The organism is Rhizobacter sp. P2_D12, from assembly GCF_056404395.1.
The window spans coordinates 1-14822 of the sequence record NZ_JBFUEB010000077.1; the positions used below are offsets into that span (position 1 = coordinate 1).

Genomic DNA, 14822 nt, shown 5'->3' on the forward strand with positions numbered 1-14822 from the left:
CCACTGCGCTGCTGGACCGGCTCACGCATCATTGCCACATCCTGGAGACCGGCAACGACAGCTACCGCTTCAAGAACAGCTCCGCTCAACCCACACTGCCCAAGAAGGAGTCCAAAGCCAAGAAGTTATCCACAACGTGAGCCAGCTTGGCTCGAAAACGGGTGGGTCAACATTGGATGGAAAACCCGGGTCAGCTCTCCGTGGAACTCAACAAGCTGGGATCACGCCGGATTTCCTCCTGAGCAGTTGCCCTCCAACGCCGAGTTCGATGCCGCACAGCTGTGGTTCGGAATTTCTGACTGCGTCATAGAGGCCATCTTCGGGTCGGAGCCCCCCGCCAACGCCTCATCTCTGGTGCAAATCTTTCTGCCTCCCGCCGATCGCACTCTCCACTAGGCAGTCGACGCGGCGCGCCGTTCTCCCGAGAAGGCACCGAGGCCTAGAACAGGTCTGCTTGCGGATCTGGGGGCGCCTTCGGTCGCTCGGCCTTCGGCATCGGCGTAGCCTTGATCTGCTCCGCGGGCCACTGTTGTATGACCTGCTCGGCCTCGGCTGGCGTGCCGAACAGCCAAGCCTGCTGATCCTCCGGCGCCAGCACCGCCACCATGCGCTTCTCTGGATCATCAGGATCCGGCTTGTGCATCCGTCGCATGAGGGGATGGTCGTCCGCGTTGATCGTGATCATCGTGTACGTCTCGATCAGCTCGCCCGTCAGCTGGTTGACCCAGGTGTTCCAGAGACCCGCCAGGCCGAGCGGACTGCCATCGGTGCTCTCGAAGCGCCAGGGGACGTGCTCATTCGTCTCCCAGCACGGCTCATAGAAGTTGCGCACTGGAATCACACAGCGCTGGCCAGCCATCCACACGGGCTTATAGGTGCGACTGGTGCGGACCTTGTTCTCCCATCGAGCGTTCTGCGTCGAGTACGGATACTTCTCGATGTCGGGCCAGTTCGTCGGCACGAGCTGCCAGCGACCGACGGCGTACTCCAGTTCGCGCGTGTTGAGCTTCGCCCGAAGGAACTGCCCCTGCTTCTTGGGCGCCATGACATGCCCCTCAACGAAGAACCGGGGCGGCGCGAGCGGCCCACTGATGTCCCAGTAGTCCCAGACCTCCTGCTCAGTAGGCGAGGTGTACAGATTGCACATCCTCAAACTGTAGCGCGGGCATTTCAGCGGCCGGCGCCACCACCCTCACCCACCAGGTCTGATCGAACCACTCGGATGCTCGCGACGATCGCGTCGACCTCAGCTCCTGGCGGCCACGGATCAACATCCCTCGCCCGTTGATCTTCGTCACCCGCGCCTTGTCGAGCGGCGGAAGGATCCAGGCGCAACCATCGGCCGCGATCAAGCCGGCCAGCAGCGGCGGGTCGGGGTTGCGCGGATCTCGACCAGGTCGATCGGGGCTCAGGCTCAACATGCCCCGATGCCGCTGGGCAATCTTCAGCTGGGCCTCGGCGATGCGCACACCCCGGCACCGCATCTCGACAACATCAACGAGCATTTCATTCCGGCAGTACAGGGCGCAGCCAGGCGACGGCCGCTTCTTCGGGCGCCATGGCTCGCAGCCGCTCGTCCTTCCATAGATCAAGTGCGATGTCATCCAGTCGGACAGGGTCCACCGTGGGCCACTGCGCCTGCAGTCGCTTCGACACTCGATACAGCCATGAGTTGGACGAAAAGCTCGGCGAGTCCATGGCCCCAATATACTGTATGTTTATACAGCAATCAAAGGCACTACTGCCGCTGTACAGACGTCTGGACCCAACGACACGGCAGTTGCAAAATGCCGCGCCGAAGGGTTGCGATCTCTACGACATGGGCAGTGAACCAGCGGGGGAATGAGCAATGGACGGGGGCAGTGTGAAGGGGCCGGTGATCGACGCCAGCGGCGAGACGATCAGGTTCAACATCTTCGTGGACGGCATCATCGTGAGAGGCATGGCGTCCAGGGAGTTCTTGCAGACGAAGTACGGCGCGGGGCCAGAGCCCGACTCGTGGCTGACCGCGTACACGGCCAACATGCGGGAGATCGCCGGCATCGTCGCCGCACGCTACCGAGCGGACTTCACGTCCCCGGTGCTGCTCCACACCGACGCGTAGGGGCGACGCGGCCACGGACGCCCGCGCCGGCTCAGAAGAGCCCCGCGGGCTCTCGATGCGTGTCCCACGACCAGATCACCAGCTCTTTGCGCTCGGCCGCCTTGCCGCCACCGCCTACCGTGTAGCTGATGTCCAGGCTCTCCATCGGAAAACCCGCGAAGCACTCGCGGATAGCGCGGTGGTCGTTGATGCTGAGCATCGCCTTGCCCTTCAGCGCTTTGAAGGCCTGTGCCATGGCCCGGTACTCGTCGAACGGGAACGGCACGCCGTAGCCGGCAGTCTCCCAGTACGGCGGATCCATGTAGAAGAACGTGTGCGGCCGGTCGTAGCGCTCCAGGCACTCGCGCCAGTGCAGCCGCTCGACGAAGGTCTGGCTGAGACGCAGGTGCGCGGCGCTGAGCTGCTCCTCGATGCGCAGCAGGTTCACCGGCGGCGCGGTGGTCGCCGTGCCCCAGGTCTGCCCTTCGACCTTGCCGCCGAAGCACTGGTGCTGCAGGTAGAAGAACCGCGCCGCCCGCTGCAGATCGGTCAGCGTTTCGGGCGGAGTGTCCTGCAGCCACTTGAACACCTCGCGGCTGGACAGCGCCCACTTGAACTGCCGCACGAACTCCTCGAGGTGGTGCTTGACCACGCGGTACAGGTTGACCAGCTCGCCGTTGATGTCGTTGATGACCTCGACCTCGGCGGGCGGGCGCAGGAAGTACAGCGCCGCGCCGCCGGCGAAGACCTCGACGTAGCACTTGTGCGGCGGGAACAGGGGAATAAGACGGTCGGCCAAGCGGCGTTTGCCGCCGAGCCACGGGACGATGGGACTTGCCATGAGTGAGCTTCCAGGTTGCAGATAAACTGCCGCCGCCATCCGGATGGTGGCAGGGCCTTGGCTGTGCTCACAGGGCTACTCCCTGTGGATTCGGTGACCTCCCCTGGTGCTCCAACACCTTGGGAGGTCGCTCTGTCTTTGCGCGGCGCGCCGATGCGCCGCATCAGTGGGGCCGGGCTACTTGACCGCGGCCGACTTCGCCAGCCATTCGGTTTTCTCGGCTGAACCGCGGCTCGAGCCGAATTCGAACTGGTGCGCGTCGCGCAGGCCGTTGGCGAACTGCTGGGTCAGCATGCCCAGCGGGCCGTTGAGGGCCATGATCAGCGGGTTGACATCGCCCCCCTTGGTCACGCCGAGCCAGGTCACGTAGACCATCGCGGACAGGCAAGCGAGCATGCCGACCACGTCGCCAATGATCATCAGGTCGGCGCGCTTCGTCGTGCGGCCGAGCTGGGCGAGCTGCACGTCGCGCTTGCGCGCGTCCTGGCGATCGGCGAGGAACGCCTTGTCCAGCTCGGCCTCGTTGGCCATCACGGCCTGGCGGAACGCCAGCAAGGCGGCAGGATCGGCCTGGATCGCGCTCAAGGCGCCCTGCCCTGTGTCCTTGCCAGTAACCTCCTTCGCGATGCCAATGACCGCTGTGGCGGCCTTCTCGGCCTGGTCGCTGCCGGTGATCCACTTCAGGATGCCCGGCACGAACTGAGCGAGCGCGAATGCAGTGCTGATCGGATCCATCAGGCCTTCCCTCCAGCCGCCGGCGCGATCTCGACGCGGTTCAGAAGCCAGCCGTACACGAAGGCCTCGTCCTTCGCCCGGCGCGTGGCCAGGTCGATGTAGAACGACCCCTGCAGTGCGTTGAGTGCTCTCAGCAGCACCGTCGTGCCCTCAGCACCGCGGCGGCGCACGTATTCGCGCAGGGAGGCCAGCGTCATGGCGCCGATGCGGCCGTCGACCGTGACGTCGGGATACCAGCTGGCGTCCTTGTTCAGTACGTTCAGCGCGCGCTGCAGGAAGATCGCCGCCTGGTCGGTGCCCAGGTTTACCGAGGTGTCGAACATCTCGCCCGCGACGGCCGGCGCCAGGCTCGCGACCTGGTCGAGCTGCAAGGCATCCCAGTAGCGGCCTCGGTAGATCGCTTTGGCCTGGCCGAGACTGAGCAGGTTCATCGGACCGACGTACCCGAAGGCACGCGCCACGGGCTCGGTGATGCCGTACTTCGTCTGGCCGCCACTGTCACGCGGATCGTCGCTGTAGCCGGCTTCCTTGCCGAGCACCGCTTCATAGGCTGTGTTGAAGTCCATTCGATTTCGTCTCTGTGTGGGGTGTTGTCGAGCTTTCCGGCGGCAGAGTCACTTGCCCAGCAAGCGGCTGAACCAGTCGAACTTGATGGCACCGAGGCCGAGGAGTGCCATCACGGCGTACATGGCAAGGCGGCGTAGGCCACGGCCGAGTTGGCGGTCGACGTACCCACCCCACACGTTGACCAAGCGCTGCGCGGTGCGCTCGTCCCCGAGCCGGCTGACCAGCTGGGCGGCCAACTGCTCGGCGATGGCCTGGGTGTCGGCTTCAGTCAGGCTTCGCTGCTCATGCTTCGGCGGCATCTGCGTCCTTCTCATCGTTCGCGTTCTTGTCTTCCGCCTCGGCGCCCTGCTTCGGCGCGCTGGGCAGCCCGCTCGCGTTCTGGTTGCGCACATCGCTACTGAAGCGCAGCCCTCGCTCCTCGACCTTCTTGCGCCAGCCGGCGATCTGCTCCAGCACCGTCTCCGGGTTGCGGCCGGCCTTGCGGATCACCTCGACCTCGGAGATGAAGCCGGCTTGGCTCTGGACCAGCCAGGCCGTCGCTTCCTTGGCCATGTCGATCCACGGCATCGCCGGCGCGACGTAGAGCACGTCGTCTTCGGTGCCGGGGCGAACGTCCTTCGGGCGCGACACCTGGCCGGACAGGTCGGCCACCTCGATGAAGTCCTCGACACTGGGCTGCACCGCCATCGTCACGAAGTCGTCGGTCAGGCAGGCGTAATGCACCCACTGCTCGACGAGCTCCTGCCGCTGGCTGCTGTAGGTGCCGTCGTAGTTGCGGCTGACACTGGAGTAGCTCGCACTGATGCCGGCGGCGAAGGCGCGCAGCTGGCCGTTGCGGAAGGTGATCAGATTCGGATTCGGCCGCTTGCTGTCGATGAGGCCGATCTCTTCACCCACGGCCAGCGTGTCGATGATCGTGCCGGGCGACAGCGCAATCTGGCGCGGCAGGTCGTTGCCGTTGTCGTCCTTCAGCGGCCCCTCGTAGCCTCCGCCATCGGGCGCCTGACGCTTCACGTAGCCGGTCAGCATCGCCGCCACCTTGGCCGCGATACGCTCGGACTCCTCGTAGTCCTTGATGTCCTCGATCCGGGTGATGACGCTGGCAAAGCGAGTGACACCGCGCAGCTGACCGATGCGCGGCAGGTGCGCCAGGTGCAGCATGCGATTGGCCGGTATCACCTTCAGATCCGGACGCAGGCTGAGTGCCTCTCCCGGATGGCCCTTGTGGACCCAGTACCCCGTCGGCCGACCCCAGGTGTTGCGCTGGATGCCCTGCAGGATGCCGCGCGCCGGATCGCTGTGGTCCATTGGGACCATGTCGGGCTCCATCAACTCCAGCGAGTACGGCACGCGCGTGCCGTGGTCCAGGCCGGGGACTGCGCCCCGCACGCGCTGCGCGAAGGCTTCGCCGTCCCGGTACAGCGTGCGGGCGAGCAGTCGTTGGCAGCGTGAGTAGCTGTGCTGCCAACGGACTTCGGGACGACGCTGCCAATCGCGCCAGGCCGACGCGAGCGCCGCGGCGTACTCGGTATGGATCTCGCCGCTGAGCGTGCGCGGCTGGAACTCGACACCGATGCCCTGGGCACCTACCGTGTTGTTCACCAGGACGTCCAGCGAGCCGACGACCAGGTCGTGGTTGCAGTCGAGGTACCGCATCTGGTTTCGCAGCGGGACAGCGCCCTGCTGCACCAAGTGATTCGGCGATCCGCCGTCGCGGCGGAACTTGCGCTGCGGACTCGGGCGAGCCGCCTCGTAGTGCGCCAGCAGCGTACGGCTGCGCAGGCGGTTGAGTCCGCGTTGCGGATCCAGCCAGGCGACCAGGCGGTCGACGGGGTTCAGACGCGCCGTCATTGATCGAGCCGCGCGACAGAGAAGCGCAGACCGCCCAGGGTCGGGGCGCCGGATGCACGCCCACACTCGGCCGCGACGCGCCGCTCCCATTCCTGGCGACCTGCCCGGATCGCTGGCAGGTCTTCGCTTCGATAGACGCGGTCCCCGAGGCGGGCTTCCTTCCCGAGGAGAACATCGGTTTCCGCCTGGAGGTAGGCGGCCAGCATCGTGGCGGCAGAGGTTGTCATGCCCCTATGGTCGCAAAGACGACGTCCAGCCCGTAGCCCCAATACCGGACGATCTGTGCCACAGGCCGCGCCACACGAGCACGTTCACGTGCCGCCCAGAAATGCATCGGCAAGCGTGACGATTGACGGGAAGCACCGAGCCCAGTTCAATTCCATCCGTCAACTCGCGAAGGCGCTGGAGTTCGGCAATCAGTCGGACGACGGCCCCCGGAGACTGTGCAGGCGAACAGGGAGAGGAAAACCATGGCATCAGCAAAGGCGCCAGAACCTGGGACATCGGTTCAAGTCGGAGGGCCCCCAGCCGAGCCCCCACCTGGGCCACCACCGAAATCTGCGGCGTCCGGCAAGACCTTTCTTGAACATGTCGACATCACCGCCACCGCCATCATCAAACTGATCGTCCTTGGTGTGGTCGCCACCTTCGGGCTCATGCTCTCCTTCTGCACAGACAACACGATCAAGTCAAATTCAGAGTGGCTCGGGAAGCGTCTGGAACTGACCGGGTTCAAAGCCAAGAAAATCTCCCTCGGCATCGTGGAACTGGAGGCCGTTGCCGCATCGACCGGTGCTGATACGGCCAACGTTCAAGGCCTTGCCTCCGAACTCAGAACCCTCGCGGCGGACAAGAAGTCGAGGGGTGTCTCGAACGAACTCACCAAGCTGGCCTCCGACATCGAGGCATTCTCGAAGCTCTTGGTGGTGAGAGACGCCAAGCTGGCCGCGGCCGTACGCACTGCCGCGCAACCATCGGCGACCACTGCCTCGACTGCATCCGGTTGGATCTATCTGGGGAGACGATCGTCCGATGGGGACTGGGCACCGCAGTCCGACAAGTTGACTCTGGACAATCCCAAATCACCCAAGACGCTCGCTGCCGTCACAGACATCGTGATTGTTGACAGAGATCCGTCGCTGCCCAGCGCAGAAGCGGCTGGTCCGAAGGAAGTTGTACGAATGCTCCGAGCCGGTTCCGGCGCCATCAAAATTCTCCGTGCGCAGGAAACACCTTCAGTTGGGAGCGGCAAGTTGGTGTGGGCGAGAGTCGATGTACCGCCTGCAGCCATCGTAGAGATTGGACAGCCAAGCAACCAGTGAAGCGTGCGGAACGAGAGAACATAGGGGACACGGCATGTAACGACAAAATGTCGTTGGAGGACCGCCTCGCCGAGCGTAGAGTTATGGCTCCTGCTGAATGTGCCCTGTTCGAGGCCGGAGGTTGTATGGCAGTTCTCATGACTCAAGTGGCCTGGATTGATCGAGCAGCAAGTCGGCTCAGCAGACTCGATCCACAGGCGTCAATCGACGACCTCCACGCGATAGCAAAGGCCGGTGTCCAAGACAGCCAGGGGCAATGGCCCGAAACCTGGGCCGACGAGTACTTTCTGAACCGGCCGTCGAGCCTGACCACCTGGTGGCGGCGCGATTTCTGGACTCGCATCCTCGAACTCGAGCCCCGCCTCAGTTCGGTCGACCTGTGGGACCTCATGGAGGGTGTGTGGGACCAGACGCCCGACAGAATCTTGACGCCGCGCGCGATGGCTGATTACGTCATGGGGGTGACGCTCCCGCCGATGGATCGCTCGAGCGAGAGGGTCATTCACTGAGTCACTGCAGGATAGGACATGGGGTCGCTGCGGGAGTTGTCGATGTCCCCCCAAGCGGACCCTCGCCTAACCAGCCACGGGAAGCTTCGACAGGTCCTTGCTCTTGATCGCGTTGATGATCATGACCTTGTAGCGCTCCACGGCAAGCACGTCGCTCTCTGACAGCCCTTCTTTCCAGTCTGCCCACAAACTCTCGCCGCACTGCCCGCTCATGGCGCACCGCAGCGACGTCGAGTAGGCTCGTTCGGAGCAATCCTTGCCCAACTCACAGAAGGCAAGCATCGCCGCGAGGCCTGCGTTGTCGCCGTTCGTCCGCTGTCCGGGAATACTCGGCTTGTAGGGCTCGTCGGGTGACTGGGCAGACATCTCTCTATCCAGGACATCCAGCGCAGTATCTCTGGCCGCAGGACTTCTTGAGAGAAGGAGCACCTCCATGTTGGCGCGGCGCTCTGCGAGGTTGCGGCCCTTGGCTTGAGCCTTGTACTCAGGCGTCTGCAGCTCTTGACTACGCTGCTCCAGGCCGGACACCAGCTCCTTGACCTGCGCCTGACTCGCCGTCAGGAATTCCTTGCACGTGTCCTTGAGCCTCTCGATCGCCAACTGCCGTTCAGGCGTCAGCTTTCCATAGACTCGGCTCCCTGCGGCACCGCTGGCGAAGTTCTGCAGGTCGGAGAAGGATCTCCTTAGTCCAGCACACTCCCGTGCTCCCGCTTTAGCCTCGAACAGCACTGCACCGTCTGTGCTGCGCAGTGCTGCCGTAGCGAAGGCCCATACGCTCTTCATGCCTTCAAAAGAAGGGACCTCCTCCGGCTTACTCGGCTGAACGGAGGCCGTCTTCTGAAAGGTCGGAACTACTCTTGCAGGATCGTCCGCGAGGCTGGGTGTGGGGGCTGCGCCCGCCACCTGAGGGGTCGATGCACTCGTGGGCTGAGCGGTGATCGGTGCGGTAGGTTGGCCTGCTCCCCAAAGGTAGAGGAGCGCGGCCGAGACCGCAGCCGCTGCCACTATTGCTACGCGATAGCTGATCTTCATTCTGCCCATCGCCTTCACGCGTTACCGAGGCACACAGCGAACAATCATAGATGGAACGGTATAGCTTTGCAGACCTGTATCAACCCAGAATCCCGTAACCAACACCCCCCCATCATCCAAGTCAGTTACGCTCGACCCCCAGAAGCCGGTGGGGTAGAGAACGCTGTACGCGCCCTGCGCGCCACCGGAACATGCGTTCATCCTGCGCTCGAAGTCGTCGAGCTGCTCCTCGGACAGATGCTTGGAATTTGCTGAGGGCATGAGCGAGTCGAAATCAATCGCATCCGAGCTGGGCCACCTCCTGATTCTGAAGTCAGCAATCTGGCCGTCGGCATAGACAACCCGAATGTAGTCTCCCTTATTTGCGGCACGAATCTTTGCAGCAGTATTCAAGAGCGGTGTCAAATAAATCCCGGCAAGCTTCTTTGCGCCTGCAAACTCCGCGGATTGATCCGAGCGGAAGTCCAAAGTGACGTAGTCCTCCCCTCCCACTGCCGAGATGTGGAACGGGCCATAAGTAGCGGCCAATACAGCGCTGATGAACCCGGCCGTTAGGAACAATGCAATCTTCTGGCGAAGCTTCAACTTTTCTCTCCCTTGTTAATTGAAAAGCAATTCTTTACAGAGGAGACATCGTTGGCAACACCCCCCGAAGGGGGGCTTCCAAAATGTTGGAGAAGAAGTACGCCGAACATCAATGGACTCGCGCCTACGCGATACTCGACATGGCTCGACGAGCTGTTCTCATCAGAAGTCGTAAAAGTGCTCGGTGACTACCACGACGTCGACGGCCTTCGATTCGCCCGTGCCGGCATCGGTGATCGTGCAGCGCATGACACCGCTGAAGGTGTTGGCGCTGCCGAGCTTGGTCGGCGCTGCCTGCGTCCGCCGGAAACTCACCGTCGCCGCCGTCGGCGTCAGCGTGAACGCGCTCGTGCCCGAGAACGCCTTCCAGTCGTACGTGAACGGCCCAGTCCCGCCCTCGACAGTCACCGTGACGCTGCCGGTGATGGCCGTGCAACTGCCGCCCTTCGTCGTGGTATTGCCCGAGCCCGAGGTCTGCGTGGGTGCAACGCTCGCCACGAAGGAACCGCTGAAGACCTTGCGCGCGACCCCGGCCGCATCGAAGCGCCAGATCTCGCGCGCCTTGCGCGGCGTGCCCGCTGGGTCGTAGCGCCACACCTCGCGGACCTTGCGCGGCGTGCCTGCGGTGTCGTATCGCCAGAGTTCCGCCATCGTCGCCTCCTCAGTACACGAACACGATGTCGCCCGGCGCGCCGCCCGACGGTGCTCCCGCGACGTTCGTCATCGTGATGCGGCCCAGCCCGTCGCCGCCACCTCGCCCATAGACCAGGCCGGAGAAGCTCGGCGAGGAGTTCCAGGACACGAAGCCAGCGTCGTTGGCGAGCTGTGACACCGCGCTAGGCCGGCCAGCGATGTTTCCCCAGGGCACGACGATGCTGTTGCCCAAGTGTCCGAGGCCCGCCTTGCGCAGGTAGCCGTCGCTGCCGTTGGTCACCATCACCTGGCCAATCCCGGGGTTCTCGTCGTTCCCCGATCCTTGGTGGAAGTGCGTCGCCATGACCTGCCCGGCGCTGTTGCGCAGAACCACGGTTCCGCCGGTCGGGCTGCTGTCGGCCCCCATGCCGGTGATTCCGGGCGCGCCGGTCACGCGGCCCCAGGGCACGGACCCGGCCGCCAGTTGGCCGCTGCCATCGAAGTACCACTTCCACAGCCCGTCGCTGACGGCGTAGATGCCTGTCGCGCCATCGCTCGCGTTCACCATCAATGAGTACAGCCGGGAGGTGTCGCTGAACTGGATGCCGGCCCAGCCGTTGGCCGCTCCCGGCAACGACAGCGAGGTGTATGACACCGGCGGGATGTTCTTCAGGTAGCCGGTGGCCTTGTCCACCCAGCTGCTGCCGTTGAACTCCTGGATGAGCCCGCCGCTGAAGCGCTTGGCGCCCGCCGGCGGGCTGGCGATGGCGCCGGCGTAGGCGGGGTCCAGCCACTGCGCGAGCGCGCTGAAGGAGCCCCGGATCTGCGGCAGGACGCCGGTGTCGTATCGGTCGGTGGTGACGGGTTTGCTGAAGTCGATCGGCATGGTGGTCGAAGTTGTCGAAAGTTCGGTGGTCGTGTTGTGAGGGGCGGTTGGATGGTCAGTAGCCTCGGGCCGTCCACCCGCCCGAGCCGGTGACCTTCTGGCCGGTCTGCGGATTCAGGAGGTAGACGGTGAAGCCGGTCGGGTTCGGCACGTCGGCGAAGTCCACGATGGGCAACAGCGCGGTCGTGCCATTGGCCTGGCACAGCGGCGTGTCCGCGTCGATGAAGGCGACGCCGAAGGGCACGAAGACGCCCGCGGCAGCGTTCGTGATCACGAAGCGGCCCGAGTCGGTCTTGAGCTTGTTCGACAGCTTCACGTCCAGGCTCGTCACGCGAATGAGGTTCGCCCCGGCGGTGCAGCTGAAGGTCAGCACGACGCGCACGTACCGGAAGCTCGCTGCCAGCACGCTGGTTGCCCCCGCCGCGGCGGCTGTCCAGGCGTCTGCACTGCTCAGCTTGGTGTAGATCTGGCAACTCGTCGCGACCTGGCCGGCGATCACCGTGGCGCCCACCGTCACGGTGACGATGGTCGGCGGCAGCGCGGTGCCGTAGTCGAAGGTCTCGTCGTAGGTTCCGCTCGTGGTGCTCGGCTCGGCGTACAGCGGGAAGCCGGCGTCGATCTGCGCCTGGGGCGTGGTCCAGCCGCGCGACTCGAAGTGCTGCGACCAGGTCTCGGGCGCTACCGGGCCCGTCAGCACGCCGTCCTCGACGTACAGGTTCGTCGCGGCACCGGTGAAGCTGGAGCGGATCTGCGTGCGCAGCACGTAGTCGGGCGGCTGGTTGATCGTCGCGGCGATGCCGACCGGCGTGCCGGTGTTGCCGGCGCTGTCGAAGGCCGCGACCCAGTAGGTGTAGACGCCCGCCTGCTGCTCGAAAATGGCCGTGAAGGTGCTGTTGCCGTTCGAGCCGACGGTGGTGCCTGCCGCCCAGCTTGCGCCCTTGCGGACCTCGTAGCGATCGATGGGCAGGCTGCCGGTGGCCGGCGCGGTCCAGTACAGCAGCGCGTTGTTGTCGACCACCTCGGCGCGCGAGTTGACGATCGCGCCGGGCACGGTGACCACGGTGTCGACCGCCGTCGGATTGCCGCGGTTGCCCTTCACGTCGATCGCCACGACCCACCAGCGTCGCGCACTGCCCCAGTCGATGCGGCGCAAGTGCCGCGTCACCTGGAAGAAGCCGACATACGTGGCCGTGGCGAAGCTGTCACCGAAGCGCAGCTCGTAGCCGTTGATCGCGAAGGCACCCGGCACACCGGCGTAGTCGAGCTGCAGGTCGGTGCCGGTGATGGTCGCGCTGAGCGTCGCGACGGTCGGTGCCGTCACGGTGCCGCTGACACTGGCCGGTGCGCTGCGGTTTCCCAGCGCATCGACCGCGGCCACCCAGGCGGTGAACGGGCCGCTGCTCTGCACCGCCCACAGGTGGGAGGTGCCGCCCAGCTGCTCCAGCAGCTGCGCGCTCTCCCAGCTGCCACCTTGCCCTGCGTTCACGCGCCACTCGTAGCCGACCACGTCCGGCTCGGCGTTCTTGGCGCATTTCAATCGCACTCCGAACGGCTCGAAGCCCGCACTGAGGTCGGTCGGCGCCGACGGCGGCAATGCGGCCATGACGCCGGTCACGCGGTAGTCGTAGGCCTGCACTTCGGCCAGGCTCTGCTCGGCCGCGCCGAAGATGTTGAAGCTCGTGAATTTGAAATGGATCGTCTTGCCGATCATGGCCAGGTCCAGCGGACCGCTCTTGCCGATCGCGCTGTCGACACGCACGAAGGCGTCGTTGGTGGCGTGCCCGCTCACCGGCGTGCCGTGCGCGCCGCGCACCAGGCCAGACAGCCTGTACGCGCCCGGCCCGAGCAGCGCGGCGCGCTCATAGGCGATGTACTCAGGCTTGGCGCCACCGATGTAGCACAGCGTGCCCAGCGCCGCGGCGTCGGCCGCGCTGGTGCTGATCAGCTGGCCGCTGGTGCTCACAGCGGTGCCGTCGTTCGTGATGGGCAAGGTCAGGCGCCCATAGCGCGCCGGCCCGTGCAGCGTGCTGGCCTTCTGGTAGTTCAGGCCGTCGACGCTGACCCAGACCGTGCAACCGCCCCAGGCCGGGCTGCTGCCCTTCACCGCGGCATACACCTCCAGCCCGGTCTGCGTCAGGCTGACCGGCGCCTCGAACATCACCGGCGCATCCACGTTGCCCGGCGCGGCGTTGTAGTCGTGCTGGTAGCCGGCGTTGATCTCGCTCGGGTACATCGTGGCGCTCGCCACGCCGGCCGGGAAGTCCTCGGCCGCGACCGTCRGGTCGCCGTCGTCGTTTTCCTCGTCGGTTGCGGTGATGCGCACCGGATATCGGTCGAGGCCCATCCCCTCGTCGGTGAGCGTGACCAGGTCCATGGGCTCGAGCAAGCTGAAATTCGCCGGCAGCTTGAACTTGTAGGTCGCGCGGATGTACAGCGATCGCTGCAGCAGCAGCTGGGCCACGAGACGGGCCACGGCGCCGTCGGTGATCCAGTCCGCCTTGAGGATGCCTTCCGAGCGCAGGCCGTGCGCGTCGATGTCCGCCTGGTCCTTCGCTTCGGCGACGTCGATGTTGTAGCCATTCGCCCGGTTGCGGTATTGGACCCTGAAGTGGTTCTTGGCGTCGGCCGGGCTCTTGCGCTCGATCTGCACCGGCGGCTCGCCGGGCGACGGAATGAAATGGTCGTCGGTCAGGTCGTAGACCGGCGTCGTGTTGGGCGTGTAGGTACGGCCGAGGCCCGCCTCGGCGCTGTCGCCGTAGGGGATCATCTTGAGCTTGCCGGCGCTCCACACCGGGGCGGTGTTGGTGAGCTTGCCGAGTTGCTCCACCAGCTCGGCCGCGGTCATCTGTTCGGTGAGTGCCGGCGACATCAAGAGGCCCGAGGCCACGCAGTAGTCGGACCACGCCTGCATGCCGTCGAGCCGGCTGCTGTCGAAGTTGGCGCCGTAGCGGCCGTTGGCCAACATGTCCAACAGCACCAGGCTCGGGTCGACGTCCGTCACGTTGCTGCCGAGTGCGTAGGCGAGATTGCCCTGGACCTCGAACATGTGGTTCTCGACCTGCGCCGAGCCACCCAGGTCGTAGTCCTGCGCGCAGACATACGTCAGCCCGCTGTAGCCGATGGCCTGTTTCGGGAAGGCCCCGGCCAAGTAACTCCACGGCTCCTGCGCCAGTGCGCCGGGCTTGAAGCTCATGCCGAGCTCTTCGAGCGCGGACTTCGTCTCGCCGCTCTTCTTGACCTGGTAGCTGACGATCAGCTCACAGCCGCGCCAGAACTCGTCCAGCACCGTGAGCTGGGTGCCGACCAGGACGTAGTCCACCCCGTTGGCCAGCAGGGTGGGCGCGCCTTCGTGGTCCGGATAGACGACCTTGTGCAATGCGATCAGCCCCGGGTTGAGCGTGAGCTGCATGGGGCCGTCGCTCGGCACCCGGTAGGTGTCCTGCACGTTCAGCAGTTGATCCGGCGTGGTGCCGCCGCTGTACAGCTTCTTGCCGCGCCAGATCCGCGGCACGCCGACGCTCTGCCCATGGCACAGGCCCATCATCACGGACGCGCTGTAGGTGTAGGTGGTTGTCTCGGAGGTGACCCCGCCGCCGCCCTTGCCGGCGGATTGGCTGGTGGTGTGCGGGATCGCCTTGAAGTCGCCGTACCAGATCAGGTTGCCGCTGATCTGGTTGACACCGTAGACGACGGGGATCGTCACGCCCTGGGCGCTGCTCTGTAGCTTGAGCGCCTCGATGCGGGTCTCGCTGCTGGAGATGGTGGTACGGCCGCCCAT

18 protein-coding genes are annotated in these 14822 nt (G+C 65.0%); 4 read left to right on the forward strand and 14 right to left on the reverse strand.

Annotated features, from left to right (window positions below; genetic code table 11):
- Positions 1-140: ATP-binding protein (locus AC1DYN_RS22770; RefSeq protein WP_477963429.1), on the forward strand; the 140-nt coding region annotated here is incomplete at its 5' end.
- 299 nt (positions 141-439) lie between these two features.
- On the opposite strand, the gene AC1DYN_RS22775 is transcribed toward AC1DYN_RS22770, so the two are convergent.
- The 3 genes from AC1DYN_RS22775 to AC1DYN_RS22785 are packed head-to-tail and all read right to left on the reverse strand — an operon-like array spanning position 440 to position 1698.
- Complete coding sequence (locus AC1DYN_RS22775) at positions 440-1147, reverse strand: SOS response-associated peptidase (RefSeq protein ID WP_477963394.1); 708 nt, start codon at positions 1145-1147, stop codon at positions 440-442.
- Positions 1119-1505, reverse strand: coding sequence for a cupin domain-containing protein (locus AC1DYN_RS22780; RefSeq protein ID WP_477963395.1), 387 nt, complete (start codon positions 1503-1505; stop codon positions 1119-1121). Before AC1DYN_RS22780 ends, AC1DYN_RS22775 begins: the two co-directional genes overlap by 29 nt.
- Position 1506: 1 nt before the next feature.
- On the reverse strand, positions 1507-1698 hold the full coding sequence (locus AC1DYN_RS22785; protein WP_477963396.1) for a hypothetical protein: 192 nt from the start codon (positions 1696-1698) through the stop codon (positions 1507-1509).
- A 178-nt stretch (positions 1699-1876) separates the two neighbouring features.
- On the opposite strand from AC1DYN_RS22785, the gene AC1DYN_RS22790 reads away from it, so the two are divergent.
- A complete protein-coding gene (locus tag AC1DYN_RS22790; RefSeq protein WP_477963397.1) occupies positions 1877-2104 on the forward strand; it encodes a hypothetical protein in 228 nt (75 codons plus the stop codon).
- Between the two features lie 31 nt (positions 2105-2135).
- Here AC1DYN_RS22790 and AC1DYN_RS22795 read toward each other — a convergent pair whose 3' ends face one another.
- From AC1DYN_RS22795 to AC1DYN_RS22820, 6 genes are all read right to left on the reverse strand, one after another.
- The gene (locus AC1DYN_RS22795; RefSeq protein ID WP_477963398.1) at positions 2136-2924 is read right to left on the reverse strand and encodes a DNA adenine methylase; all 789 of its coding nucleotides are present in this window, start codon (positions 2922-2924) and stop codon (positions 2136-2138) included.
- 177 nt (positions 2925-3101) lie between these two features.
- A complete protein-coding gene (locus tag AC1DYN_RS22800; protein WP_477963399.1) occupies positions 3102-3659 on the reverse strand; it encodes a hypothetical protein in 558 nt (185 codons plus the stop codon).
- The gene (locus AC1DYN_RS22805; protein ID WP_477963400.1) at positions 3659-4225 is read right to left on the reverse strand and encodes a glycoside hydrolase family 108 protein; all 567 of its coding nucleotides are present in this window, start codon (positions 4223-4225) and stop codon (positions 3659-3661) included. The genes AC1DYN_RS22800 and AC1DYN_RS22805 overlap by 1 nt, the downstream gene beginning before the upstream one ends.
- Before the next feature lie 48 nt (positions 4226-4273).
- Entirely contained in the window at positions 4274-4525 is a 252-nt protein-coding gene (locus tag AC1DYN_RS22810) for a hypothetical protein (protein ID WP_477963401.1), read from the reverse strand.
- Positions 4509-6077, reverse strand: coding sequence for a phage portal protein (locus tag AC1DYN_RS22815; protein WP_477963402.1), 1569 nt, complete (start codon positions 6075-6077; stop codon positions 4509-4511). The genes AC1DYN_RS22810 and AC1DYN_RS22815 overlap by 17 nt, the downstream gene beginning before the upstream one ends.
- Positions 6074-6283 (reverse strand): DUF6148 family protein, encoded by a 210-nt coding sequence (locus AC1DYN_RS22820; RefSeq protein ID WP_477963403.1) that lies wholly within the window; start codon positions 6281-6283, stop codon positions 6074-6076. Before AC1DYN_RS22820 ends, AC1DYN_RS22815 begins: the two co-directional genes overlap by 4 nt.
- A gap of 264 nt (positions 6284-6547) precedes the next feature.
- Here AC1DYN_RS22820 and AC1DYN_RS22825 point away from each other — a divergent pair, with 264 nt between their 5' ends.
- Entirely contained in the window at positions 6548-7399 is an 852-nt protein-coding gene (locus AC1DYN_RS22825; protein ID WP_477963404.1) for a hypothetical protein, read from the forward strand.
- 125 nt (positions 7400-7524) lie between these two features.
- The gene (locus tag AC1DYN_RS22830) at positions 7525-7908 is read left to right on the forward strand and encodes a hypothetical protein (protein ID WP_477963405.1); all 384 of its coding nucleotides are present in this window, start codon (positions 7525-7527) and stop codon (positions 7906-7908) included.
- 66 nt (positions 7909-7974) lie between these two features.
- Here the strand turns inward: AC1DYN_RS22830 and AC1DYN_RS22835 are convergent, their stop codons facing one another.
- From AC1DYN_RS22835 to AC1DYN_RS22855, 5 genes are all read right to left on the reverse strand, one after another.
- Entirely contained in the window at positions 7975-8940 is a 966-nt protein-coding gene (locus AC1DYN_RS22835) for a hypothetical protein (protein ID WP_477963406.1), read from the reverse strand.
- Between the two features lie 21 nt (positions 8941-8961).
- Positions 8962-9525: a hypothetical protein gene (locus tag AC1DYN_RS22840; protein WP_477963407.1), complete on the reverse strand. Its 564-nt coding sequence runs from the start codon at positions 9523-9525 to the stop codon at positions 8962-8964.
- Positions 9526-9687: 162 nt separating this feature from the next.
- Positions 9688-10176: a hypothetical protein gene (locus AC1DYN_RS22845; protein ID WP_477963408.1), complete on the reverse strand. Its 489-nt coding sequence runs from the start codon at positions 10174-10176 to the stop codon at positions 9688-9690.
- 10 nt (positions 10177-10186) lie between these two features.
- The gene (locus AC1DYN_RS22850) at positions 10187-11044 is read right to left on the reverse strand and encodes a hypothetical protein (protein ID WP_477963409.1); all 858 of its coding nucleotides are present in this window, start codon (positions 11042-11044) and stop codon (positions 10187-10189) included.
- A 55-nt stretch (positions 11045-11099) separates the two neighbouring features.
- A complete protein-coding gene (locus tag AC1DYN_RS22855; RefSeq protein ID WP_477963410.1) occupies positions 11100-14822 on the reverse strand; it encodes a phage tail protein in 3723 nt (1240 codons plus the stop codon).

Bases quoted from the DNA above. Each gene is read 5' to 3' on its own strand.
- AC1DYN_RS22830 (WP_477963405.1), top strand. From the start codon at position 7,525: ATGGCAGTTCTCATGACTCAAGTGGCCTGGATTGATCGAGCAGCAAGT.
- AC1DYN_RS22780 (WP_477963395.1), bottom strand. From the start codon at position 1,505: ATGCTCGTTGATGTTGTCGAGATGCGGTGCCGGGGTGTGCGCATCGCC.
- AC1DYN_RS22815 (WP_477963402.1), bottom strand. From the start codon at position 6,077: ATGACGGCGCGTCTGAACCCCGTCGACCGCCTGGTCGCCTGGCTGGAT.
- AC1DYN_RS22775 (WP_477963394.1), bottom strand. From the start codon at position 1,147: ATGTGCAATCTGTACACCTCGCCTACTGAGCAGGAGGTCTGGGACTAC.
- AC1DYN_RS22845 (WP_477963408.1), bottom strand. From the start codon at position 10,176: ATGGCGGAACTCTGGCGATACGACACCGCAGGCACGCCGCGCAAGGTC.
- AC1DYN_RS22850 (WP_477963409.1), bottom strand. From the start codon at position 11,044: ATGCCGATCGACTTCAGCAAACCCGTCACCACCGACCGATACGACACC.
- AC1DYN_RS22800 (WP_477963399.1), bottom strand. From the start codon at position 3,659: ATGGATCCGATCAGCACTGCATTCGCGCTCGCTCAGTTCGTGCCGGGC.
- AC1DYN_RS22810 (WP_477963401.1), bottom strand. From the start codon at position 4,525: ATGCCGCCGAAGCATGAGCAGCGAAGCCTGACTGAAGCCGACACCCAG.
- AC1DYN_RS22785 (WP_477963396.1), bottom strand. From the start codon at position 1,698: ATGGACTCGCCGAGCTTTTCGTCCAACTCATGGCTGTATCGAGTGTCG.
- AC1DYN_RS22805 (WP_477963400.1), bottom strand. From the start codon at position 4,225: ATGGACTTCAACACAGCCTATGAAGCGGTGCTCGGCAAGGAAGCCGGC.
- AC1DYN_RS22825 (WP_477963404.1), top strand. From the start codon at position 6,548: ATGGCATCAGCAAAGGCGCCAGAACCTGGGACATCGGTTCAAGTCGGA.
- AC1DYN_RS22835 (WP_477963406.1), bottom strand. From the start codon at position 8,940: ATGAAGATCAGCTATCGCGTAGCAATAGTGGCAGCGGCTGCGGTCTCG.
- AC1DYN_RS22795 (WP_477963398.1), bottom strand. From the start codon at position 2,924: ATGGCAAGTCCCATCGTCCCGTGGCTCGGCGGCAAACGCCGCTTGGCC.
- AC1DYN_RS22820 (WP_477963403.1), bottom strand. From the start codon at position 6,283: ATGCTGGCCGCCTACCTCCAGGCGGAAACCGATGTTCTCCTCGGGAAG.